This window comes from Streptomyces mabaensis, from assembly GCF_053763515.1.
Window position 1 is genome coordinate 156,460 of the sequence record NZ_JBSOPZ010000011.1, and the last position, 20,585, is coordinate 177,044.

The window sequence follows — 20,585 nt, forward strand, 5'->3', positions numbered from 1 at the left end:
ACACGCACCCGACCGCCTCGAAGCCCGCTTTGCGCATCAGCTCCGTGTGTTGCTGGGCCGTGAGTCCGTTGTCACTGCCGGGGCCGAGGGCCAAGGCGAGGCGCTCGGTGTCAGCGAGGGAGGGTGGCAAGGATGACTTTGCCGCCGCGGGGCCCGGTGTGGACGGTCACGCTGCGAGCCAAGCGCTGAACCATGGGCCAGCCGAAACCTCCCGTGCGACCCGTCAGGTCGGGAGTGCGGTCCTGAGGACAAGCGGGACTGGGGTCCTCGACACGGACCTGAAGACTCCGGCGATCTGCGACGAGGCGCAATGCCGACACAGCGCCCGCGTGCCGCAGCGCATTGGTGACGAGTTCGGAGACCACCAGCAGCAAGCCCTGCGCGGCGTCTGCCGACGGAGAGGGGTGCAGGCTGGCGAGGAAGGCGGCTGCTGTGTCACGGGCTTGGGCCGCATACCGCGGTCGGCAAGTGAACTGAGTCCGGCAAGAAACAGGAGTGCCGGTCACGCTCGGCTCGTACATGCGATTCACCCCGTCAACTCGGTACTCCTCTTGGATCCTGTGTCGCAGTTCGCCTACCCAGCGTTGAGCTCGTAACTCGGAGCACGGCGGCGTGTCAGGGGTGCCGGAGCGGTGGGCTCCCGGATTTTCGTTGCCGGCGGGCCCCCATGGCCGCGGCGGCTTGTGCGGGACGTGTGGCTCCGAGCCGTACGGGTCCGATCCCGGGGGAGTAGTGAACGACGGGTTCGCCGGCGGGAGCGGAGAGACCGGCCCGGGCGGTCAGGGTCTCCCGGAGATCGACGAGGGTGGCCCGTGCCAACGGCCACGGCTCGTGCTCGACCGGTGTCTCCCAGAGGGTGCCGGCGCTCCGGGTGAAGGCGCGCCAACGTGAGACCAGCCAGACGTCGTGTTCACTCATGTCGATCGCGGCGCCGGTGCGCACCGTCAGTCGGTAGCCGGCTCCGCCACCCCGCCGTTCGCCCGTGTAGTGGAGGAGGACCGGGCCGTCCTTCCTCAGCTTCAGGCTTGCCAGGTGGTACGGGGCCCCGATCACGCGGGCGGCCAGCATCAGGGGATTACCGACCTCAAGGGAGAGGAACCACACGCCGTCCCTGCCGTCCGGAAGGCGCACGTACGTGCGCACATTGGTTTCAGGGAAAGTCCGGCCCGGTACCGGGACCATGCCGAAAGTCCGCACCGACGCCATCAGGAACGGTGTCACGCTCACCCACGCGGTGTTGCGGAATACATCCACCTGAAGGCCGCCAGGCAGCAGGGCCTGTATCTCCTCCGGGGGATACGGCCAGTGCACGAAGGTCTGGCTGAGCCACCACGCCGTCAGCATGGGAACCGCGACCGGCTGCTCCGCCGAAAACGACGTCACACCCGGCAGGTGCCCTCCCGCCGCAGCGGCAACCCCCGGCCCGGATCTCCACACGCCCGGCCTGCCTCTCAACCAGGAGGCCGGCCGCTGCCCGGGTCGACCGTGGAGGTGACGCGTACGAGGGCGGGACGCCGGGGCACCGAACCGAACCCGAACCGTACGGGGGGATCGACCGGGGCGAGGGGGCCGAGGCTATGCCCCTCGAAGGCGGCGGAGGCAGCGGTGACCGGCCAGAGGTCCAGCGCGCCGTACCACTCCCGGCGGGTATGGCCGGCACTGCCCCGGGTTCGTACACCGGGCAACAGTCGGGCGGGGAGGTCCACGAGGGTGATCCAGGCCGGCCGGGCGGCGAGCGCATGGGGCACGCCGCACAGCAGCAGCCCCAGGGGGCCGCGCCGGCCAACCGTGAAACGCAGCTCCAGCGGCCCGGCCTCGACGGCCCAGGACCTGCCCTCGACGCCCACCGTCACCGGTACGACCCGCATGTGATCGAAACTGTAAATGCCGGCGACGAAGTCACCGATCGACCGGCTTGGTGCGAGCAGGAGACGCTCGCCGTTCATTCGCTCGAGCATCACGTCGCTGAACGGCCCGAACGAGGACCGGGTCCAGTGCCCGAGCACGATGCGGGTACCGGAGGCGGTCCCGATCCCGGCGATCCAGCCGTCGAACTGCAGGCGTGCGCGCATGGGACGAGGCGGAATCACGCGGGCACGGGCCGGCCGCACGGGGGCGGCCGGGGGGCGTCGTCGCTGGGCGTGGAGTGGAGGGCTCGGGCGATGAGCAGCGCGACGTCGTCGTGGCCGGCGGGGTGGCGCAGGGTGCGCAGGAGCAGCTCGCAGGTCTCGTCCAGGGAGCGGTGGGGGTCGTCCAGGAGGGTGAGCAGGGCGTCCAGGCATACGTCGATGGGCTGATCGCGCCTCTCCACCAGCCCATCGGTGTACAGGACGAGCTGGTCGCCCGGGTGCAGGGCGAGCGTGGTGGTGTGGAAGTCGGACTTGCCGACGCCCAGCGGGGTTCCGGTGGGCAGGTTGAGCAGCTGGTGCTTTCCGTCGAACCGGAGGAGCGCCGGGGGCAGGTGGCCGGCGAGGGAGATGTGGCACTGCGCGCCGTGCGGGTCGTAGACGGCGTAGACGCAGGTGGCGATGATGTCCTGCTCCAGGTCCTCGGTGATGTGGTCGAGGTGCTGGAGGACCTGGGCGGGGGCGAGATCGAGGCCGGCCAGGGTGCGGGTGGCGGTGCGGAGCTGGCCCATGGTGGCGGCGGCGCCGACGCCGCTGCCCATGACGTCTCCGACGACGAGGGCGGTGTGGTCGCCACCGAGCGGGATGACGTCGAACCAGTCGCCGCCGATCTCGCTGGCCGCCTGGGCGGGCTGGTACCGGGAGGCGACGGCCAGCCCCGGCCGCTGCGGGGGCGGGTGGGGGAGCAGGCTGCGCTGGAGGGTGAGCACGGTGCGGCGTTGTTCCTGGACGGCGCGGTGCCGCTCGGTGACGTCCACGCTGGAGGTCACCACCCCCAGCACCTTGCCGCTCGGGGCTTCGAGCCGGTGGAAGGAGATCGACCAGGCGTGCTCGTTGTCCGGGTCGGCCGGGGTGCGGCCCACGGTGTACTGGTCCAGGACCGGGATGCCGGTGGCCAGGACCTCGCGCATGGTCGCTTCGAAGGACGCGTCCAGGAAGGGCAGCACCTCATGGACGTGCCGGCCCACATGCTCGGTGGCGGGCACGCCGTTCATCCGCTCCTCCGCCGGGTTGACCGAGACGTACCGGAGGTCGGTGCCCAGTACACCCAGGCCGATCGGTGACTGGGACACCAGACGGGCGGACAACGCCAGATCTCGTTCGACCTGCCGCAGCGTCGCCTGATCCGTGGCCAGCCCCAGGGCGTAGTAGTCCCGCTGGTCGTCCTGCAGCAGCATGTTGCGGAACTCCACCAGCCGGGTGCTGCCGTCCTTGTGCCGGACGGGGAAGACTCCGGCCCAGCTGCCGCGGCCCTGCATGACCTGGGCGAACAGGTCGAGCACTGCTTCGTGGTGCTCCTCATGGACCAGCAGGCGCACCGCGAACTCGCCGAGGGCCTCCTCGGCGCTGTAGCCGAACAGGTCCTCGGCCTGGGGGCTCCAGAGGTCGATCCTGCCCTCGGCGTCGACGAGAACGGCCGCCACGCTCAGCACATCGAGGAGGCCACCGGACGCGCTCGGAGTGACTGCCGCGGTCTCGAGGCCGGCCGGGGAGTACTCGGCTGCACACATCCCGGTACCTCCTCACCGCAAGCGCCGCACCCAGAGGTGTCACGGCGCCGACCCGAGCCAGCGGCTCGGCTGGTGGTTCTGCCTCCCCCATCCTCTCCCTCCGGGCGCCGCTCCCGCAGCTGGGGCCGTGCGACGCGAGCTACGAGGCGTAGCGGGTGACGTCCGTGACCTTGCACGTGATCTTGCCCGTGGCGTCCGCCGTGCCCTGCGCCTTCTCCTTCGCGACCTTGCCCGAGGCCAGGTTGTTCGTCGCGGCCAGGCCCTCGCCGATCCGTACGCCCTGCGCGTCCAGGAACTCCACGGTGACGATGTAGTTCGACGTGTCGCTGGACCGGTTCGTGATCGTCACCGATGCGGAAGGCCACTTCAGTGTCGGCTCGACATCGCATGACGTGATCTTGACGTCACCCTCCGGGCCCTCGGGCTCCTTCTGCTCGGGCGCGGCCGGCGCCTCCTCCTGCGCCCCGCCGCCCGGGCTGGTGGCGACGCTGCTGCTCTCCGGCTTGTCACCGTCACCGCCCGAGACGAGGGCGCCGACGATGCCGAGTACCACCACCAGGCCGACCACGCCGAGGCAGGAGAAGCCGATCACCTTGCCGGTATTGCTCTTCCGCGGCTGCGGTGGCGGTCCGCCCCATCCGGGGCCGGTCGGCTGCTGGCCCCATTGCTGACCGGGTTGCTGCTGGGGCTGGCCCCAGCCCTGCGGCGGTTGCTGTCCCGGCGGTTGGTTGTGCGACATGGGCCCCCCAGAGGCGCGTGTGGATCAGAGAGACCCACGGTACGTCTGTTGAACGCTACACAACCTCTTCGTGCCCGAACTGTGACAGTCGGTGTTCCCGCCTGCTCCGCCGCGTGTCACCGCTGTGCGGGGGCGCGGGCGGCGATGGCGTCCAGCATCAGGTCCAGTGCGAAGTGGAAGTTGGCCTCGTCGTCCACCGAGGCCAGATGCGGTGCCGCCGCCGCGAGATGGGGGTGGGTGCCGGCGGGTACGGCCGCGTACTCGCCGGTCCAGGCGGACTCGTCCTTCCGGCGCGTGCCGGCGTCGAGGGTGCAGTATGTGGCCTCCATGCAGGACCAGCCCAGCATGAAGTCGACCAGGGCCCGGTAGTGCCGTACGGCCTGATCGGGCGGGAAGCCCGCGTCGGCCAGCGCGGCGAGGATCATCTCGATCACCCGCATCTCGGCCGGCCGTCGGGTGATGCGCACCGTGGCCAGCACGGCGGCCCGCGGGTGCGAGAGGTAGACCTTGCGGCTGCGGACGCACAGCCTGCGCAGGGTCCGACGCCAGTCGTCGGACGGCTCGAATCCCTCCAGGCTCTCTTCGAGCAGTCGGTCGGCCACCGCCAGCAGCAGTTCGTCCTTGCTGCGGAAGTGCCGGTAGAGCGCCGTCGGATCGGCGCCCAGCTGGGCGCCGATCCGACGGAACGTCAGGGCATCGGCGCCTTCGGCGTCCAGCAGTTCGAGGCAGGCCTCGACGACCAGCCGGGGGCTGAGCGACGGCCGCGGACGGCGCGACGCGGCGGCCTTTCCCTTCGCTGCCGCGGTCTGCTTCCCCGTCCGTGACGCCACTTGCGCACTCCCCTCGCTGGTCGGCTCCATTGTGCCGCCAGATCCACCCTGGCACGCCATGTCCGGCGATCCGCAGGTCAACAAGGTTGTCAACAGTGTTGACTCTGCAGCTGCGGTCCTGCCACGCTGCGGCCACAGTCGCCTGTGACGTCCGCCGACCAATCAAGGAGCACCCCTGATGAACCACGCAGACCTCGTCTTCACCTCGGGCACCGTGATCACCATGGACCCTTCGGGTACCGGCTCGCGTACCGGCGCCACCGCGCTGGCGGTGACGGGGGAGCGGATCACCGCGGTCGGGGGTGAGGACGTACATGAACTGATCGGACCGGACACACAGGTGGTAGACCTGGCAGGGCGGGCGCTGCTGCCGGGCTTCCAGGACGCCCACGTCCATGCCGTGTTCGGCGGCCTGGAGCTGGGGGCCTGCGACCTGACGGGTACGACCGACCTGGCCGAGTACCGCAGCCGGATCGCGGCCTACGCGGCCGCCCACCCGGAGCGGCCGTGGATCACCGGCGGCGGCTGGTCGATGGAAAGCTTCCCCGGCGGCCTGCCGACCCGGCACCTGCTCGACGAGCTCGTGCCGGACCGGCCCGCGCTGCTGGTCAACCGGGACCACCACGGCGCCTGGGTCAACACCCGGGCCCTGGAACTGGCCGGCGTGAGCGCCGCGACCCCCGATCCGGCCGATGGGCGCATCGAACGCGAAGCCGACGGCACCCCGTCCGGCATGCTGCAGGAAGGCGCGGTCGCACTCGTCGGCCGGGCCGTCCCCGCGCCCACCGGCGAGGATCTGCTGGCCGGTCTGCTGCGCGCCCAGCGGCTGCTGCACTCCTTCGGCATCACCGCCTGGCAGGACGCCCTGCTCGGCGAGTACGGCGGGCACCCCGACGTCTCCGGCACCTACCTCACCGCAGCCGAGCGCGGCGTGCTGACCGCCCGGGTCAACGGCGCTCTGTGGTGGGACCGGGACGCCGGCGCCGAACAGATCCCCCAACTCGTCGAGCGCCGCAAGGCCTTGCGGGCCGGCCGGTTCCGCGCCGACACCGTCAAGATCATGCAGGACGGTATCGCCGAGAACCACACCGCGGCCATGACCGCCCCCTACAAGGACGGCTGCGGCTGCGCCACGGCCAACACCGGCCTGAGTTTCGTCGACCCCCACAAGCTGACCGGCTACGTCACCGAGCTGGACGCGCTCGACTTCCAGGTCCACTTCCACGCGCTGGGCGACCGCGCGGTCCGCGAAGCACTCGACGCCGTCCAGGCCGCGCGCGCGGCCAACGGGCCGCGCGGCAACCGCCACCACCTGGCCCACCTCCAGGTCGTCCACCCCACCGATGTGCCGCGCTTCGCGCAGCTGGGGGCGATCGCCAACATCCAGCCGCTGTGGGCAGCCCACGAACCGCAGCTGGACGAACTCACCACGCCCTTCCTCGGCGACGGCCTCGCGATCCGGCAGTACCCCTTCGGCGACCTCCACCGTGCCGGCGCCCCGCTGGCAGCCGGCAGCGACTGGCCCGTCAGCTCCGCCAACCCGCTGGAAGGCATCCACGTCGCGGTCAACCGGATCCTGCCCGGCGCCGAGAGGCCGCCCTTCCTGCCCGGTCAGCGCCTCGACCTGACGACCGCCCTCGCCGCCTATACGTCAGGCTCGGCGTACGTCAACGGCCTTGAGGACACCGGCGTCCTGCGGCCCGGCCACCTCGCCGACCTGATCATCATCGACCGCGACCCGTACGCGGTGGCCTCCGCCGAACTCGCCTCGCTACGCGTCGAGGCCACCTACGTCGGCGGCCGGTGCGTCTTCGGTGACCCCATGAGGATCGCGTAGGCGGCCGACGCCACGACGATGCCGACGGGCAGGGCGAGGTCCACGCCGCCGAGGGCCTCGGCGATCGGGCCCGTGTACACGGTGTTGACGCAGAGGGCGGCCGCGGCGACGCCCGCGCCGAGCGCGAGGGCGCCCGCCCAGTTGACGCCCGCGGTGTACCAGAAGGCGCTGCCAGGGGTCTCGTCCGTGAGCGCGAGGCCGTCGTAGCGGCCCCGGCGCAGCAGGATGTCCGTGGCTTGAAGTGCTCTCCCGGCTGAAGCCGGGAGATTCCTGCTTACCTTGCGGCAGCGGGCTTGACGCGCTTCGCGCGCCTGACGACTGCCCTCCCGGCAGCCGGGATGAGCGCGAGGCCCATCCAGTACAGGTGCAAGACGTTCCGGGCCGCGTTGTGGTCGGCGTTGCCCGACCAGCCGCAGTCCGGGTTTTTGCACACGAACACGGCCTGGGACTCCCGGCTGCCGGGCGTGGTGAAGCCGCACGCGGAGCAGCGTTGGGAGGTGCCGGGGGCGGGGACCTTGTACAGGGTGCCGCCGAGCCGGGCGGTCTTGTACGTCAGCATGGTGACCGTGCGACCCCATGCCTCCCCGCTGATGGAGCGGTTCAGCCCAGATTTCTGGGCAACGTTCTTCCCCGGCTCCTCGACCGTTCCCTTGGCGGACTTGACCATGTTCGTGATGGTGAGTGCTTCCGTGCCGTATGTGCGGGCAATGGCGGTGGTCGTCTGATGCTGCCAGTCCAAGGCCCTGCGCTTGGCTTTCGCGCGGAGTCCTGCGATCTGGTCGTAGGTGCGGCGCAGCCGGCGGCTGGTGCGCTCGCCGGGCTTGCGGTGCTGCTTACGCTGCGCGGCGCGCTGCTCCAGGTACAGAAGCCTGGCCTTCTCCTTGTCAGACAGCCATTCGCCGTGCTCGTACGTCTTGCCGTCCGAGAGGGCTATGGGCACGGTGACGCCCACGTCGATGCCGACGTCCGGCCCCTGGTGGAGCTCGGGCTTGACCTCCAAGGCCTGAACACGGAAGGCAATGTGCCAGCCGAGCGCGTCCTTGACGAGGCGCGCGCCGGTGATCCGGTTCTCCGCGTTGGCACGCTTGCCCACCGGAAGGTCTTTGGTCCACCGGAAGCGGACCCGGCCAACCTTGGGAATGTTGACCATGCCCCAGCGGCGGTGAACGCGGACGATGTTCAGGTCCCGGCCCTGCGGGATGTCGACGGACATCACCGTGCGGAACCGGCCCTTGAAGGTCGGGGCATCGGCGCGGCCGTCCCAGCAGTTCTTCCACGCCCGGACGTACGTCTTGAGTACCGCCTGCGCGGCCTGGGCGGGGAGGACGGCTAGGAAGTCGATCTCTTTGCGGGCCTGGCGGATCGCGGCGTCCGCGTTCGCGAGAGTCTGCATTTCCTTCGGCATCATCCGCCACCACGCGTGCAGAAGATTCCACATCGTGCGGGCCGCGTGCGCCTGATCATCCGCCGTGCGAGCCTCGGCAGGAGACAGCGAAAGCCGGGCACGGTGTCCGAACTGACGCTTGATTAGGGTGCCTTGACTCACGACCGAGAGCATAGCATTGGTTTATGTCACCTCGCTGGAATCCTAATCCCGATGTACGCACAGGACGTCATGTTGTCTACAACCTGCAGGTTCACTTGGTTTTTGTCACGAAGTACCGGCGGAATGCGTTCACCGACGCCATGCTGACCCGCACCGAAGAGATCATGCGGGAGGTCTGCGCCGACTTCGAAGCCGAGCTGAAACAGTTCAACGGCGAACAGGACCACGTCCACCTGCTCGTGCATTACCCGCCCAAGGTCCAGCTCTCCAAGCTGGTCAACTCCCTCAAGGGCGTCAGCTCCCGCAGGCTCCGCCAGGAGTACGACAGCCACGTCCGCCAGTACCTGTGGGGCGGACACTTCTGGTCCGGCTCCTACTTCGCAGGATCATGCGGCGGGGCACCCCTGACCGTCGTCAAGCAGTACATCGAAAACCAGCAGCGTCCGGGCTGACCGTCACCCCGGAGACGCAGAGCACTCCGGCTCCGCGTCTCCTGGCCAAGGATGGCCTTCACCCCCGCCCTGAAGGGCGGAGCGCTGGCCAAGATCAGAGGTAGACGGCCACGCCGCGGCCGAGCAGGACGACGGGTCGGCTGGGGGACGTTGCTGACGGTGTCGAGGAAGTTGGACACGAGCAGCGCGTGCAGAGTCAGGGAGACGGCGACGATTGCGTCGACGATCACGCTGAGGGAGCGGCGGATGCGGATGCCGACGGCTTGGAGGGCCAGGCCCGCGCTGTAGGCGGTGATGGCGTTGATGGAGATCGCGCCGAGCACCACGGCGAGCAGGAAGACGGGGTTGAACCAGCCGGGCAGGAGCCATTCCAGCGCGGTCTGCGGGTCGGTCATGTCGACCGCGGTCGCGGCGAACGCGCCCAGGGAGCAGGCGATGACGCTGGGCAGGAAGCCGCCGAGCGCGGTCCAGCCCACGATCGCCCTCGGGGACGTCGTACGCGGCAGGTACCGGGAGAAGTCCGCGCGCGCTCGAACTCGCCGGTGTCGACGGGCCCCGGACCTTCGCCCAGGCCGCCGAGGTCGTCTGCGACGACGCCGGCCGGCCCACCGGCCTGCTGCTGGAGGACGCCGCCTGCGAACTCGTCGAGCGTGCCGCCCCCCGGCCCACGTCCGGGGAGCGCCGCGACCGGCTCACCGCCGCCCTGCGCGGCATGGCCGCCGCGGGACTCACCGGCGGTCACGCCATGGATGCCAACGGGGACAGCCTCGCGCTCTACGCCGCGCTCGACGAGGCCGGTGAGCTGCCGGTGCGGCTGCGGGTCGCGCCCTGGTGCCAGCCCGGCACGGACGCCGACGCGCTGCACGCGCTCATCGAGCAGCAGGGCACCGGCGGCACGTTGTGGCGGACCGCGGGCGTCAAGCTCTTCATGGACGGCACCATCGACAACGGCACCGCCTGGCTGGAGCGCCCCGACTGCCACGGCGAGTCCACGCACGCTTTCTGGCCCGACCCCGAGGCGTACACCCACATCGTCGGCGCACTCCACCGGGCCGGGGTGGCCACCGCAACCCACGCCATCGGTGACGCGGCAGTACGGCATGCGCTCGACGCCGTCGAGAGGGCCCTGGCCGGCGGGGGCGGCCGGGTACGGCACCGGATCGAGCACATCGAGACCGTGCCCGACGACACCCTGCACCGCTTCGCCGGGCTCGGCGTCGTCGCGTCCATGCAGCCCACCCACTGCTGCGACTTCACACGGGCCGACCACACCGACAACTGGTCGCGCCGCCTGGGTGAGGAGCGCGCCTCGCGCGCCTGGCGCTGCCGCGACCTGTGGGACTCCGGTGCCACCGTCGTCCTGGGCTCCGACTGGCCCATCGCCCCGTACCCGCCGCTGGCCGTCATGGCGGGCGCCCGCCACCGCCGGCCGAGCCGCGATCTCAGCCAGGCCCCGCACGGCCCCGAGCAGGCGCTCACCGCCCTGGAGGCTCTTCAGGGCATGACGGTCAACGCCGCGCACGCGGCGGGCGAGGAGCACGAGGCGGGCCGGCTCGCGGTCGGTTACCGCGCCGATCTGACCGTGTTCGCCGACAGCCCGCTCACCACGGCCGCCACCGACCTGCCGGACCTGCCGGTGCTCCTCACGGTCCTCGACGGCCGCCCCACCCACCGCGACACCGGCCTGTGACGCGTCACCCCCCCTGCCCGATCGCCCGGCGCCCCGTCGTCGTACCCCTACGCGGTTCGGGCGTCGTGGACGCCATGCACGCTGCCCGGCCCGGGCGTCACGCCGCGAAGGGACGGTCCCTCGCGGTGATGGGGGACGGGAGCGCGGTGGAGCCGGTCAGATAGCGGTCCGTGGCCGCCGCGGCGGCGCGTCCCTCGGCGATGGCCCACACCACAAGGGACTGGCCGCGTCCCGCGTCGCCGGCGACGAAGATCCCCTCGGCCCTCCTGCGGACGGTCCGCGCGGCCTGATCCGTCGTTCCGGGGGCCTGCTCCACCGTTTCGGCCATGAAGCCGGCGTCCCGGGCGAAGTTCCCCCGGTCGTCCAGCGCGAGCCCGAGCTGCCTGATCAGACCGGTGCCCCGCTGGGGACCGGAGAAGCCGAGGGCCAGCAGGACCAGATCCGCGGGGATCATCCGCTCGGTGTCCGGCCGGGGCCTTCTTCCCTCCCGTTCCACTTCCGTCAGGCGCAGGGCGTACACGTGACCGGCCGGGTCCCCTTCGAAGCGGAGGGTGGCACAGGAGAAGAGCCTCGGATCGGAGCCCTCCCGCCCCCGGGCCTCGTCATGTGCGTGGGAGATCCGGTACACCTTCGGGTACGTGGGCCAGGGCTCGGTGTCCGGCCGGGTGTCGCCCGGCTCCGGGTTGATGTCCAGCTGGATCACGGAGGCCGCGCCCTGGCGCAGGGCGGTGCCCAGACAGTCCGAGCCGGTGTCCCCGCCACCGACGATCACTACGTGCTTGCCCTCGGCGGTGACCTGCGGCGAGGCGTGGTCGCCCTCGCCGACCCGGTTGGCGAGGGTCAGGTAGTCCATGGCCTGGTGGATGCCGTCCAGCCGGCGGCCGGGGACGTCGAGCTCCCGCCGCTCCATGGCCCCGACGGCGACGATCACCGCGTCGTGCCGCCGTGCCAGCTCGGTGGCGTCCAGATCGCCGCCGACGTCCATGCCCGTGCGGAACTTGGTGCCCTCCGCCCGCATCTGCTCGATGCGGCGGTCCAGCTGCCGCTTCTCCAACTTGAACGCGGGGATGCCGTAACGCAGCAGTCCGCCGATGCGGTCGGCGCGCTCGTAGACGGCGACGGTGTGACCGATACGGGTGAGCTGCTGAGCCGCCGCCAGCCCAGCGGGCCCGGAGCCGATGACGGCGACGGTCCTCCCGCTGAGCCGCTCGGGCGGTTTCGGTGACGCGTACCCGCGCTCCCAGGCCTGGTCGGCGATGGCCTGCTCGACGTTCTTGATCGTCACCGGATCGGCATTGATGGCCAGCACACAGGCGTCCTCGCAGGGTGCCGGACACAGCCGCCCGGTGAACTCCGGAAAGTTGTTCGTCGCGTGCAGCCGCTCGGCTGCGGCCGACCAGTCGCCCCGCGCCGCGTACGCGTTCCACTCGGGGATGAGATTCCCCAGCGGACAGCCGCTGTGGCAGAACGGTATGCCGCAGTCCATGCAGCGCCCCGCCTGTTCGGACACCAGCGGCAGCAGCGCCTGCCCCGCGTAGACCTCGTTCCAGTCGCTCAGTCGTTCCTCGACGGAGCGCGCCGGGACGGGCCGACGGGGGATCTTGAGGAAGCCGTGGGGGTCGGTCATGCGCCGCCTCCCTCGTTCACCCGCGGTGCGGTACGACGTTCTGGTCAGCCTACGCCCTATTTGTTCCGCTTCTTCAGGTTCGACCGCTTGCCATCGGCCGCGGTCACTTCGAGCGGAACGGACGCGCGCGACGTGTTCTCGCCGTCGGTCACGGCGATCGTGTACTGATGGCGGGAGCCGGGGGTGACGGAATCCGTGTACGTCATGCCCGGGCGGTCCCACGAGGTGGACCGCTGTGTCCGTGAGGCCACGAGGACGCCGTCACGGTAGATCAGGTACGTCAGCACCGCGTCGTCCCGGTCCCAGGCGGCCTGCCAGTCGAGCGTGACCCTGCCGCCGCCCGAATCGGTGACCGTGAGGCGGGGAGCTGCCTTCGGGGCCCCGGTGTCGGGGGCGGCCGCGAAGCGCGTCAGGCTCTGCTGCGGTTTGTCGTTGACCGTGGTGAACTCGCCACCTGCCCAGAGGATTCCCCCGGCCATCTCCAGCGCCCGCGGTCCCACACCTTCACCGGGCCCTCCGTCCGTGTCGGGGAACCAGTGCAGGATGCGCTTGTCACGGATCGAGTTGGCCAGGAAATGCTGGCGGTCGTGGTGTTCGGGGAAGCCCCCCGGTGTGGAGCCGCAGTTGTGGGCGTGTGATGCGCTGTACAGAACGCCCTTGTAGGGGACGACGGCCTGGGTGGCGCCCAGGCAGTTGTCCTTCCACAGCATCTTGTCATCGGAGAGACGGCCGGCGACGCGACCGTCGAAGATGCCCAACCCCGTCCCCTCGGCTCCCACATAGAAGTTGGTGGCGTCACGTGCCAGTGACTTCACCGCCGTGTTCTTCGGGAGCCAGTGGCGGTAGGAGGACACCGTCGAGCCGGTCGAGGGATCCAGTGCGGTCAGCGCGTACGTCTTCGCTCCGTTGACCTGGTGGAAGTCGCCGCCGACGAGGATCTTTCCGTGCTCGGGTGCCGCCATAATGGCCCGGACCGTCTTGTCGATGACCGCCTTGAACGGCAGTAGCGAGCCGGTGCGAGTGAACGCCGCGATGCGGTTCCTGGCCTGGCCGTTGACGAACGTGAAGTCGCCGCCGAGGTACACCGCGCCATCGGTGGTCTCGATGGCGCGGACGGTGGCCGACATGGCGGGCCGGAAGTCCTTGCGCAGCGAGCAGTCGGCCGTGTTGAGCGCGACCGCACTGGCCACGCGGGCCCGACCCACCTTGCTGAAGGAACCTCCCACGAACAGCACTTGGCCGTCGCGCGACGCCTTCAGCGCCCGTACGGTGCCACCGGCGCCCGAGAAGGAATGGGTGCACGGCAGCAGTTCACCGGTGACGGCGTCGAACGCGGCGAAGTTCCTGCGCGCGACCTCCTTCTTGCCGGGCTTCGCGCCAGGGGGGCGGACGTTGGCGAACGTACCGCCCACGTAGACGACACCGCGTACGTACTCGACCGACCAGACGGTGCCGTCCGTCTGCCAGGTCTTCAACGGGTCGGCGGTCAGGGTCTCTTCGCCGTTGGCCGCCGAGCCGGCGGCGGGCGTGAGCGAAGCGGCCGTCAGGAAGACCACCGAGAAAGCTGTGGTGACGGCCCTCGTTGGGCGATTTCTCAGGCGCATTGGAACGTCCCGGCGTGGAAGTGGTGAGGGCGATGAGAAGGGGAGGGGTTTACTGCGGCCTCGGTCCTGCGATGCCTTTACGTGGCGTGTTTGCCGAGAACGCTGACGAGCACGCGCACTCCCCTCGTGGCGCGAAAGCGGTACGAACTTATACTGCACGCGCGAATTCCCCGGGTAATTCCAGCGGCGAGTCCGACCGGCGTATCGCCTGCCGGGAGTGGCGGGAATGACCATCGGGACATCCAAATGGGGGACAGCGAGGAAGCTGCCGGTCAGCCCGGAGTGACGGCCGGCCGGACGGCGAGCCGGCGGGGTGTCCCCGGCGCCTCGCCTCTCCCCAGCTCAATGGAGCCCGGATGGCGTAGGAATGAGAGTCGCGGAGAGCGGCGGAAGGGTTGTTGTGTAAATGTGAGGACGCCCGGCGGCGGATGGAAGTCGAAACTCGTCAGCCAAACGAATAGGCGCGAGAGTCCGCGAGGGCGAGGCCTGGTACATCGAAAAACAAGGAGGAGTACTCGTCATGCGAGTAACCACTCGAGCGAAGAACCAGTCGGCACGAGCGAGGCTGGGATCGCAGATCGTCGGCCTTGGCCTGACGACGGCGCTGGCATTCGCCTTCGCCGCCCCCGCGTCGGCCCAGCAGCTGGATGCGGGGCTCCAGCTGTCCGCAGTGGAGCCCATGCTGGTGGACGGCAACCCGGACTGTGAAGACCTGCTGCCTGGCGAAGACTTCCTGTTCGAGGCCGACACGGACAACGCTCCCGTGGAAGGCGAGAGGATCGAACTGAGCACCAACGGGCTCACCGGAGGGGTCACGATCACCGACGTCAGGACGGAGCCGGAGGGGCAGGTCTTCGACTTTGAGTTCGACGGCGACTTCGCCGCCGCCGCCGTCATCGTCAAGGGCGGGCCGGACGCCAACCTCTATGACTACCGGCCCCTCGGCGGCATTGTGGCCGACGAGGGCCTCCACGCCCCGATCGTTTCGAGCGGCGACTACGCAGACCTCAGCCACGTAGCGTTCTGCGTCATCGAGAACGAATACGACGACGACAACGGCAACGGCAACGGCAACGGCAACGGCTGACACGTTAACGAAATCGCAGCGCACCGACCTCATGGTGCCGGTGGAGGCTCGGGATGCCCCGGGCCTCCACCCGCCTGAGAGTGACGAGGGGCCGATCCGAACGGATCGGCCCCTCTCCGCGACCCCGAGGCCGGCCGCGGACACCGCTCAGGCCGCGTACCGGCCCAGAATGTGGCCCATGGCGGCCAGTACGGACGGCTCGACCCGGTAGTACACCCAGGTGCCGCGCCGCTCGGAGCTGAGCAGACCCGCTTCCTTGAGCTTCTTCAGGTGGTGGGAGACGGTGGGCTGGGAAACGCCCACATCCGAGATGTCGCACACGCAGGCCTCCCCGCCTTCGTGGGACGCGACCGCCGAGAAGAGGCGCAGACGCACCGGGTCGCCGAGGGCCTTGAACATCGCGGCCGTGCGGACTGCTTCTTCCGCCGTGAGGGGGCGCTCGGTCAGCGGCGGGCAGCAGGGGGCCACGTCCGGTTCCAACAGCGGCAACACCTGGGTATTCGACATATGTCTATGTTGACACACGTCGAACCATGACTCCAGGCCGGTGATGTCGGCAGCCTTGTTTTTGCGTGCGTCTATGTTGACGGTTGTCGAAGCAGGTGCCATGCTGGCCGTGCAAGCCATCGATAGGCATCGAAGCAAGGAAGTTCATGGTGAACGCGTCCACCGTCCTGCCCACCGTGGTGATCGGAGCCGGCCCGATCGGCCTGGCCGCCGCCGCCCATCTCGTCGCCCGCGGCATCGAGCCCCTGGTCCTGGAGGCCGGAGCCGGGGCGGGCGGCGCGGTCCGTGAGTGGAGCCACGTACGGCTGTTCTCCCCCTGGGCCGAGGTGGTCGACCCCGCCGCCGAGAAGCTCCTCGCGCCCACCGGCTGGACCGCGCCCGACGGCGCGACCTACCCCTCCGGCGGCGACTGGACCGAGCGGTACCTGCAGCCGCTGGCCGACGCCCTGGGGGACAAGGTCCGCTTCGGGGCCCGCGTCACCGGCGTGTCCCGCCTCGGACGCGACCGGGTCGTGGACGCCGGCCGGGAGCAGCAGCCCTTCACCGTCCACGTCCTGAACAGCGACGGAACCGAGAAGCGGATCAGCGCCCGCGCCGTCATCGACGCTTCCGGCACCTGGTCCACCCCTGGCCCGATCGGCGGCGACGGCCTTCCCGCACTCGGCGAGCGCGCAGCCGCCGACGGTATCTCCTACCGTGTCCCCGACCTGAAGGACCCGGCCGTACGCGCCCGTTACGAGGGCAAGCGCACCGCCGTGATCGGTTCCGGGGCCTCCGCGTTCACCGCCCTCACCTACCTGGCCGATCTGGCCGAGGAGGCCCCCGGCACGCACGCCACCTGGGTCCTGCGACGCGGTATCGGCGGCAGTACGTTCGGCGGCGGCGAGGCGGACCAGCTCCCCGCCCGTGGAGCCCTGGGCCTCGCCGCCAAGGCCGCCGTGGACGACGGACACGCCGACGCCGTCACCGGCTTCCGTACGACCGCGGTCGAGAAGGCGGGCGAGCGGCTGGTGCTGGTGGCCGAGGACGGCCGCCGCCTCGAACCGGTCGACGAGGTCATCGTCCTGACCGGATTCCGACCCGACCTGTCCTTCCTGTCCGAGCTCCGTCTCGGCCTGGACGAGCGTCTGCAGGCACCGGTGGCACTGGCCCCACTGATCGACCCCAACGTCCACTCCTGCGGCACCGTCTACCCGCACGGCGTGGGCGAGCTCTCGCACCCCGAGCAGGACATCTACCTGGTCGGCATGAAGAGCTACGGCCGTGCCCCCACGTTCCTCGCCATGACCGGCTACGAGCAGGTCCGTTCCATCGCCGCCGCCCTCGCCGGAGACCGGGAGGCCGCCGAGCGCGTCGAGTTGACGCTGCCCGAGACCGGCGTGTGCGGCGGTGCGGGCGTGTTCGACGAGCCCGACGCCGCCCAGGACGACGGCGGCTGCTGCGCGGCCCCCGCCCCGGCCTCGTCCGGCGGCTGCTGACACCCGACCCACCCACTCACCACCCAGCAGGAGGTTCCTCATGTCCCGTGTACAGCTCGCACTCCGCGTCCCCGACCTCGCCGCGTCCATCGCCTTCTACACCAAGCTCTTCGGCACCGAGCCCGCCAAGCTCCGCGACGGCTACGCCAACTTCGCCATCGCCGAGCCGCCGCTCAAGCTCGTCCTGATCGAAGGTGCCGCGGGTGAGGACACCCGCATGGACCACCTCGGCGTCGAGGTCGAGACCACCGACGCCGTCCACGCGGCCACCACGCGCCTGAGCGACGCGGGCCTGGCCACGGCGGAGGAGAACGACACCAGCTGTTGCTACGCCCTCCAGGACAAGGTCTGGGTCCACGGCCCCGGCCGGGAGCCCTGGGAGGTGTATGTCGTCAAGGCCGACGCCGCCACCCTGGCCAAGCAGGAAGGCAGTACCTGCTGCGCCGGCCCGGCCACCGCCGACTGCTGCTGACGCCCTCACACCCGACCGCGTAAGCTCGGTATGTCAGGTTTTCCGCACTCACGTGGTGACAGGGAGGCTGATGTGACCGCTGCGCGATACCTGCCGATCTCCGAGCACGGCCTGATCGGAGACCTGCGCAGCGCCGCGCTCGTGGGTACCAACGGGACCATCGACTGGTACTGCTGTACTCGCTTCGACGCGCCCAGCGTCTTCGCCTCGATTCTGGACGCGGACCGGGGTGGATGCTTCGAGCTGGCCGCGGATGTGCCCGCGCGGACGAAGCAGTTCTACTTCCCCGACACCAACGTCCTGATCACCCGGTTCTTCGCCGACGAGGGAGTGGGGGAGATCCAGGACTTCATGCCGGTCGACAACGACTCGCGCGAGGCCGGCCGGCACCGGCTGATCCGGCGGGTCATCTGTGCCCGCGGAGCGCTTCCGTTCCGGGCACGGGTGGCCCCCCGGTTCGACTACGGGTCCCAGCCGCACACGGTGCGCGCGTACGAGCACCAGGCGGTGTTCGAGTCGCCGTCGCTGTCGCTGGCGCTGACGGCCACCGTGCCGGTCGAGTGCGAGGGCCCGGACGTGTGGTCCCAGTTCAAACTGTTGGAAGGCGAGTCCGCCGTCTTCGCGCTGGACCGCGTCGGCGACGACGTCACCTTGCGCGGGTGCCCGCACACCGAGGCGGAGCAGCAGTTCGAGGCCACCGTGCGGTTCTGGCGGCAGTGGGTCTCCGCGTCGCGCTACCGCGGGCGGTGGCGGGAGATGGTGCAGCGCTCCGCACTGACGCTGAAACTGCTCACCTACGCGCCGAGCGGTGCGGTCGTGGCCGCGCCCACGACCAGTCTCCCCGAACAGATCGGCGGCGAGCGCAACTGGGACTACCGGTACATCTGGGTGCGCGACGCCGCGTTCTGCGTCTACGCGCTGCTCCGGCTGGGCTTCACGGAGGAAGCCGAGGCGTTCATGAACTTCCTGTCCGAACGCATCAGCCTGCGCGGCGGCGGCCCCTCGGGACCGCTTCAGATCATGTACGGCATCGACGGGCGCAGCGATCTGCCGGAACGCGAGCTGGACCACCTCGAGGGCTACGCGTGCTCGGCCCCGGTCCGGGTCGGCAACGCCGCCGCCGGCCAGCTCCAACTGGACGTCTACGGGGCGCTGATCGACTCCATCTATCTCTACGACAAATGGGGGGAGCCGATCTCCAGCGACCGCTGGGAGGAGGTCAGCGGCCTGGTCGACTGGGTGTGCGACCACTGGGACCAGCCCGACGAGGGCGTGTGGGAAACCCGGGGCGGCCGCAAGGACTTCGTGTACTCGCGGCTCATGTGCTGGGTCGCGATCGAACGGGCCATGCGGATGGCCCATCACCGTGGCCTGCCCGCCGACGTCGGGCGCTGGCAGCAGGCCCGTGACACGATCTACAAGCAGATCATGCGACGCGGCTGGTCCGCCGAACGGCGGGCGTTCGTCCAGTACCGGGACGGCGACGTCCTCGACGCCTCCCTGCTGATGATGCCGCTGGCCAAGTTCATCTCACCGACCGACCCGAAATGGCTGTCCACCCTCGACGCGCTCGGCGAGCGGCTGGTGTCCGACTCCCTCGTCTACCGCTACGACCCCGAAGCCAGTCCGGACGGGCTCCGCGGTGCGGAGGGAACGTTCTCCACCTGCTCGTTCTGGTACGTCGAGGCACTCGCCCGCGCCGGACGGCACGACGAGGCCCGCCTGGCCTTCGAGAAGATGCTCACCTACGCCAACCACCTGGGCCTGTACGCGGAGGAGATCGGACCCACCGGCGACCAGCACGGCAACTTCCCCCAGGCGTTCACCCACCTCGCCCTGATCAGCGCCGCGTTCAACCTCGACCGGGCCCTCGGGTAGCCGGGCCCGTAGACTCGGCGAATGGCGAAGTACTTCGACGTGCACCCCGAGAATCCTCAGCGGCGCACCATCAGCAGCGTGGCTGACAGCATTCGGTCCGGCGCGCTCGTCGCATACCCGACGGACTCCTGTTACGCATTGGGATGCCAACTGGGCAGTCGTGACGGCATCGGCCGGATCCGGTCGATCCGGAACCTCGATGACCGTCACCACTTCACCCTGGTGTGCCAGAACTTCGCGCAGCTCGGTCAGTTCGTGCACATCGACAACGACGTGTTCCGCGCGATCAAGGCAGCGACGCCCGGCAGTTACACCTTCATCCTGCCGGCGACGAAGGAGGTGCCGCGCCAGTTGCTGCACCCGAAGAAGAAGACGGTCGGAGTCCGGATTCCCGACCATGCCGTTGCCCAGGCCCTGCTCGCCGACCTCGGTGAGCCGTTGCTCTCCAGCACCCTGATCCTGCCCGACGAGGACGAGCCGATGACTCAGGGCTGGGAGATCAAGGAACGACTCGACCACGTGGTGGACGCCGTGGTCGACTCGGGCGACTGCGGCACCGAACCGACCACGGTCATCGACTTCTCCGGCGGCGAACTCGAGATCGTACGCCGAGGGGCGGGCGACACCGCGCGGTTCGAGTAGCAGCGTCGAGCCGTCAGGTGTCGGGCGCGGGCGTCTGCCCCGTCCCCGGACCCTGCGGGACGCGGATTAGGATGCGGGAATGAGTCAGCAGGCGTGGATTGCGGCCCGGCCCGGTGGGGTACGGCTGTTCGCGCTGCTCGTACTGGCCGTGCTGGCGGGTCTGGTGGCCATGCACGGCCTGGCACCTGCTGCCCCTCAGGCATCCTCCTCCGCCATGCCTGATGTCCACCATGAGGCCGCCGCCGCGGCCTCGTCGCATGCCGGCGCAGCCGAATGCCTGGACTGCGTCCATGGCGGTCATGACGACAGTGGCGGGTCCGGCGGGCATGCCGAGCACGCCGACGCCACCTGCGCGGCCGCCGGCACGAGCGGGGCGCCCGCGTTGCCCGCGCCGGTTCCGGCCGGGGCGGTCACGTGCCCGACGGCGGGCGTACCCGCCTTCGTCCCCGCGGCGGCGCCGGCCGGGCGGGCCCCGCCCTCACTGAGCGAACTGCAACTCCTGCGCATATAGGCGACCCCCGGCGTGCCCGGCCGACCCCGTTGGCCGGTGCCGCCGCAC

18 protein-coding genes and 3 pseudogenes are annotated in these 20,585 nt (G+C 70.2%); 9 read left to right on the forward strand and 12 right to left on the reverse strand.

What is annotated here, in order from left to right:
• Positions 1 to 110 precede the first annotated feature (110 nt).
• From ACWV17_RS12520 to ACWV17_RS12545, 6 genes are all read right to left on the reverse strand, one after another.
• Complete coding sequence (locus ACWV17_RS12520) at positions 111 to 521, reverse strand: ATP-binding protein (protein WP_455359723.1); 411 nt, start codon at positions 519 to 521, stop codon at positions 111 to 113.
• Between the two features lie 94 nt (positions 522 to 615).
• Positions 616 to 1,383, reverse strand: a complete 768-nt coding sequence (locus tag ACWV17_RS12525) for a YqjF family protein (protein ID WP_455359724.1) — start codon at positions 1,381 to 1,383, stop codon at positions 616 to 618.
• Positions 1,384 to 1,451: 68 nt separating this feature from the next.
• Positions 1,452 to 2,072, reverse strand: coding sequence for a hypothetical protein (locus ACWV17_RS12530; protein WP_455359725.1), 621 nt, complete (start codon positions 2,070 to 2,072; stop codon positions 1,452 to 1,454).
• A 14-nt stretch (positions 2,073 to 2,086) separates the two neighbouring features.
• Complete coding sequence (locus ACWV17_RS12535; protein WP_455359726.1) at positions 2,087 to 3,637, reverse strand: SpoIIE family protein phosphatase; 1,551 nt, start codon at positions 3,635 to 3,637, stop codon at positions 2,087 to 2,089.
• A gap of 139 nt (positions 3,638 to 3,776) precedes the next feature.
• On the reverse strand, positions 3,777 to 4,376 hold the full coding sequence (locus ACWV17_RS12540) for an FxLYD domain-containing protein (protein WP_455359727.1): 600 nt from the start codon (positions 4,374 to 4,376) through the stop codon (positions 3,777 to 3,779).
• Between the two features lie 116 nt (positions 4,377 to 4,492).
• Positions 4,493 to 5,206: a TetR/AcrR family transcriptional regulator gene (locus ACWV17_RS12545; protein WP_455359728.1), complete on the reverse strand. Its 714-nt coding sequence runs from the start codon at positions 5,204 to 5,206 to the stop codon at positions 4,493 to 4,495.
• A 178-nt stretch (positions 5,207 to 5,384) separates the two neighbouring features.
• Here ACWV17_RS12545 and ACWV17_RS12550 point away from each other — a divergent pair, with 178 nt between their 5' ends.
• Positions 5,385 to 7,043 (forward strand): amidohydrolase, encoded by a 1,659-nt coding sequence (locus tag ACWV17_RS12550; protein WP_455359729.1) that lies wholly within the window; start codon positions 5,385 to 5,387, stop codon positions 7,041 to 7,043.
• On the opposite strand, the pseudogene ACWV17_RS12555 reads toward ACWV17_RS12550, so the two are convergent.
• Both ACWV17_RS12555 and ACWV17_RS12560 read right to left on the reverse strand, forming a co-directional pair.
• Positions 6,995 to 7,288, reverse strand: a pseudogene (locus tag ACWV17_RS12555) (nitrate reductase); the annotation flags it as partial. The gene ACWV17_RS12550 and the pseudogene ACWV17_RS12555 overlap by 49 nt on opposite strands.
• Before the next feature lie 29 nt (positions 7,289 to 7,317).
• Positions 7,318 to 8,601 (reverse strand): RNA-guided endonuclease InsQ/TnpB family protein, encoded by a 1,284-nt coding sequence (locus ACWV17_RS12560; protein ID WP_455359730.1) that lies wholly within the window; start codon positions 8,599 to 8,601, stop codon positions 7,318 to 7,320.
• A gap of 11 nt (positions 8,602 to 8,612) precedes the next feature.
• Between ACWV17_RS12560 and tnpA the strand changes: the two genes are divergently transcribed.
• Positions 8,613 to 9,041 carry an IS200/IS605 family transposase gene (gene tnpA, locus ACWV17_RS12565; RefSeq protein ID WP_455359731.1) on the forward strand — a complete coding sequence of 143 codons (429 nt, stop codon included), beginning with the start codon at positions 8,613 to 8,615 and terminating at the stop codon, positions 9,039 to 9,041.
• Positions 9,042 to 9,141: 100 nt separating this feature from the next.
• Here tnpA and ACWV17_RS12570 read toward each other — a convergent pair.
• Positions 9,142 to 9,565, reverse strand: a pseudogene (locus tag ACWV17_RS12570) (cytosine permease); the annotation flags it as partial.
• Here ACWV17_RS12570 and ACWV17_RS12575 point away from each other — a divergent pair.
• Positions 9,559 to 10,731: pseudogene (locus ACWV17_RS12575) on the forward strand (amidohydrolase); the annotation flags it as partial. The pseudogenes ACWV17_RS12570 and ACWV17_RS12575 sit on opposite strands and share 7 nt — an antisense overlap.
• A 97-nt stretch (positions 10,732 to 10,828) precedes the next feature.
• Here the strand turns inward: ACWV17_RS12575 and ACWV17_RS12580 are convergent.
• The gene (locus tag ACWV17_RS12580; protein ID WP_455359732.1) at positions 10,829 to 12,358 is read right to left on the reverse strand and encodes a glutamate synthase subunit beta; all 1,530 of its coding nucleotides are present in this window, start codon (positions 12,356 to 12,358) and stop codon (positions 10,829 to 10,831) included.
• Between the two features lie 56 nt (positions 12,359 to 12,414).
• Positions 12,415 to 13,914, reverse strand: coding sequence for a fibronectin type III domain-containing protein (locus ACWV17_RS12585; RefSeq protein ID WP_455359733.1), 1,500 nt, complete (start codon positions 13,912 to 13,914; stop codon positions 12,415 to 12,417).
• Positions 13,915 to 14,482: 568 nt separating this feature from the next.
• Between ACWV17_RS12585 and ACWV17_RS12590 the strand changes: the two genes are divergently transcribed.
• Complete coding sequence (locus tag ACWV17_RS12590) at positions 14,483 to 15,049, forward strand: hypothetical protein (RefSeq protein ID WP_455359734.1); 567 nt, start codon at positions 14,483 to 14,485, stop codon at positions 15,047 to 15,049.
• Between the two features lie 147 nt (positions 15,050 to 15,196).
• Here ACWV17_RS12590 and ACWV17_RS12595 read toward each other — a convergent pair whose 3' ends face one another.
• Positions 15,197 to 15,556 carry an ArsR/SmtB family transcription factor gene (locus ACWV17_RS12595; protein WP_455353270.1) on the reverse strand — a complete coding sequence of 120 codons (360 nt, stop codon included), beginning with the start codon at positions 15,554 to 15,556 and terminating at the stop codon, positions 15,197 to 15,199.
• Positions 15,557 to 15,702: 146 nt separating this feature from the next.
• Between ACWV17_RS12595 and ACWV17_RS12600 the strand changes: the two genes are divergently transcribed.
• The 5 genes from ACWV17_RS12600 (at position 15,703) to ACWV17_RS12620 (ending at position 20,537) form a co-directional block, all read left to right on the forward strand.
• Positions 15,703 to 17,034 (forward strand): NAD(P)-binding domain-containing protein, encoded by a 1,332-nt coding sequence (locus tag ACWV17_RS12600; RefSeq protein ID WP_455359735.1) that lies wholly within the window; start codon positions 15,703 to 15,705, stop codon positions 17,032 to 17,034.
• A gap of 40 nt (positions 17,035 to 17,074) precedes the next feature.
• Positions 17,075 to 17,506 carry an ArsI/CadI family heavy metal resistance metalloenzyme gene (locus ACWV17_RS12605; RefSeq protein WP_455359736.1) on the forward strand — a complete coding sequence of 144 codons (432 nt, stop codon included), beginning with the start codon at positions 17,075 to 17,077 and terminating at the stop codon, positions 17,504 to 17,506.
• Between the two features lie 30 nt (positions 17,507 to 17,536).
• Positions 17,537 to 19,384 carry a glycoside hydrolase family 15 protein gene (locus tag ACWV17_RS12610; RefSeq protein ID WP_455353267.1) on the forward strand — a complete coding sequence of 616 codons (1,848 nt, stop codon included), beginning with the start codon at positions 17,537 to 17,539 and terminating at the stop codon, positions 19,382 to 19,384.
• Between the two features lie 21 nt (positions 19,385 to 19,405).
• Complete coding sequence (locus ACWV17_RS12615; protein ID WP_455353266.1) at positions 19,406 to 20,026, forward strand: L-threonylcarbamoyladenylate synthase; 621 nt, start codon at positions 19,406 to 19,408, stop codon at positions 20,024 to 20,026.
• A 79-nt stretch (positions 20,027 to 20,105) separates the two neighbouring features.
• Entirely contained in the window at positions 20,106 to 20,537 is a 432-nt protein-coding gene (locus tag ACWV17_RS12620) for a DUF6153 family protein (protein WP_455359737.1), read from the forward strand.
• Positions 20,538 to 20,585: the final 48 nt, after the last annotated feature.

Excerpts from the sequence above, each read along its gene's own strand:
- ACWV17_RS12520 (WP_455359723.1), bottom strand. The coding sequence starts at position 521 with ATGTACGAGCCGAGCGTGACCGGCACTCCTGTTTCTTGCCGGACTCAG.
- ACWV17_RS12530 (WP_455359725.1), bottom strand. The coding sequence starts at position 2,072 with ATGCGCGCACGCCTGCAGTTCGACGGCTGGATCGCCGGGATCGGGACC.
- ACWV17_RS12535 (WP_455359726.1), bottom strand. The coding sequence starts at position 3,637 with ATGTGTGCAGCCGAGTACTCCCCGGCCGGCCTCGAGACCGCGGCAGTC.
- ACWV17_RS12540 (WP_455359727.1), bottom strand. The coding sequence starts at position 4,376 with ATGTCGCACAACCAACCGCCGGGACAGCAACCGCCGCAGGGCTGGGGC.
- ACWV17_RS12550 (WP_455359729.1), top strand. The coding sequence starts at position 5,385 with ATGAACCACGCAGACCTCGTCTTCACCTCGGGCACCGTGATCACCATG.
- ACWV17_RS12560 (WP_455359730.1), bottom strand. The coding sequence starts at position 8,601 with ATGCTCTCGGTCGTGAGTCAAGGCACCCTAATCAAGCGTCAGTTCGGA.
- tnpA (WP_455359731.1), top strand. The coding sequence starts at position 8,613 with ATGTCACCTCGCTGGAATCCTAATCCCGATGTACGCACAGGACGTCAT.
- ACWV17_RS12580 (WP_455359732.1), bottom strand. The coding sequence starts at position 12,358 with ATGACCGACCCCCACGGCTTCCTCAAGATCCCCCGTCGGCCCGTCCCG.
- ACWV17_RS12590 (WP_455359734.1), top strand. The coding sequence starts at position 14,483 with ATGCGAGTAACCACTCGAGCGAAGAACCAGTCGGCACGAGCGAGGCTG.
- ACWV17_RS12595 (WP_455353270.1), bottom strand. The coding sequence starts at position 15,556 with ATGTCGAATACCCAGGTGTTGCCGCTGTTGGAACCGGACGTGGCCCCC.
- ACWV17_RS12600 (WP_455359735.1), top strand. The coding sequence starts at position 15,703 with ATGGTGAACGCGTCCACCGTCCTGCCCACCGTGGTGATCGGAGCCGGC.
- ACWV17_RS12605 (WP_455359736.1), top strand. The coding sequence starts at position 17,075 with ATGTCCCGTGTACAGCTCGCACTCCGCGTCCCCGACCTCGCCGCGTCC.
- ACWV17_RS12610 (WP_455353267.1), top strand. The coding sequence starts at position 17,537 with ATGTCAGGTTTTCCGCACTCACGTGGTGACAGGGAGGCTGATGTGACC.
- ACWV17_RS12615 (WP_455353266.1), top strand. The coding sequence starts at position 19,406 with ATGGCGAAGTACTTCGACGTGCACCCCGAGAATCCTCAGCGGCGCACC.
- ACWV17_RS12620 (WP_455359737.1), top strand. The coding sequence starts at position 20,106 with ATGAGTCAGCAGGCGTGGATTGCGGCCCGGCCCGGTGGGGTACGGCTG.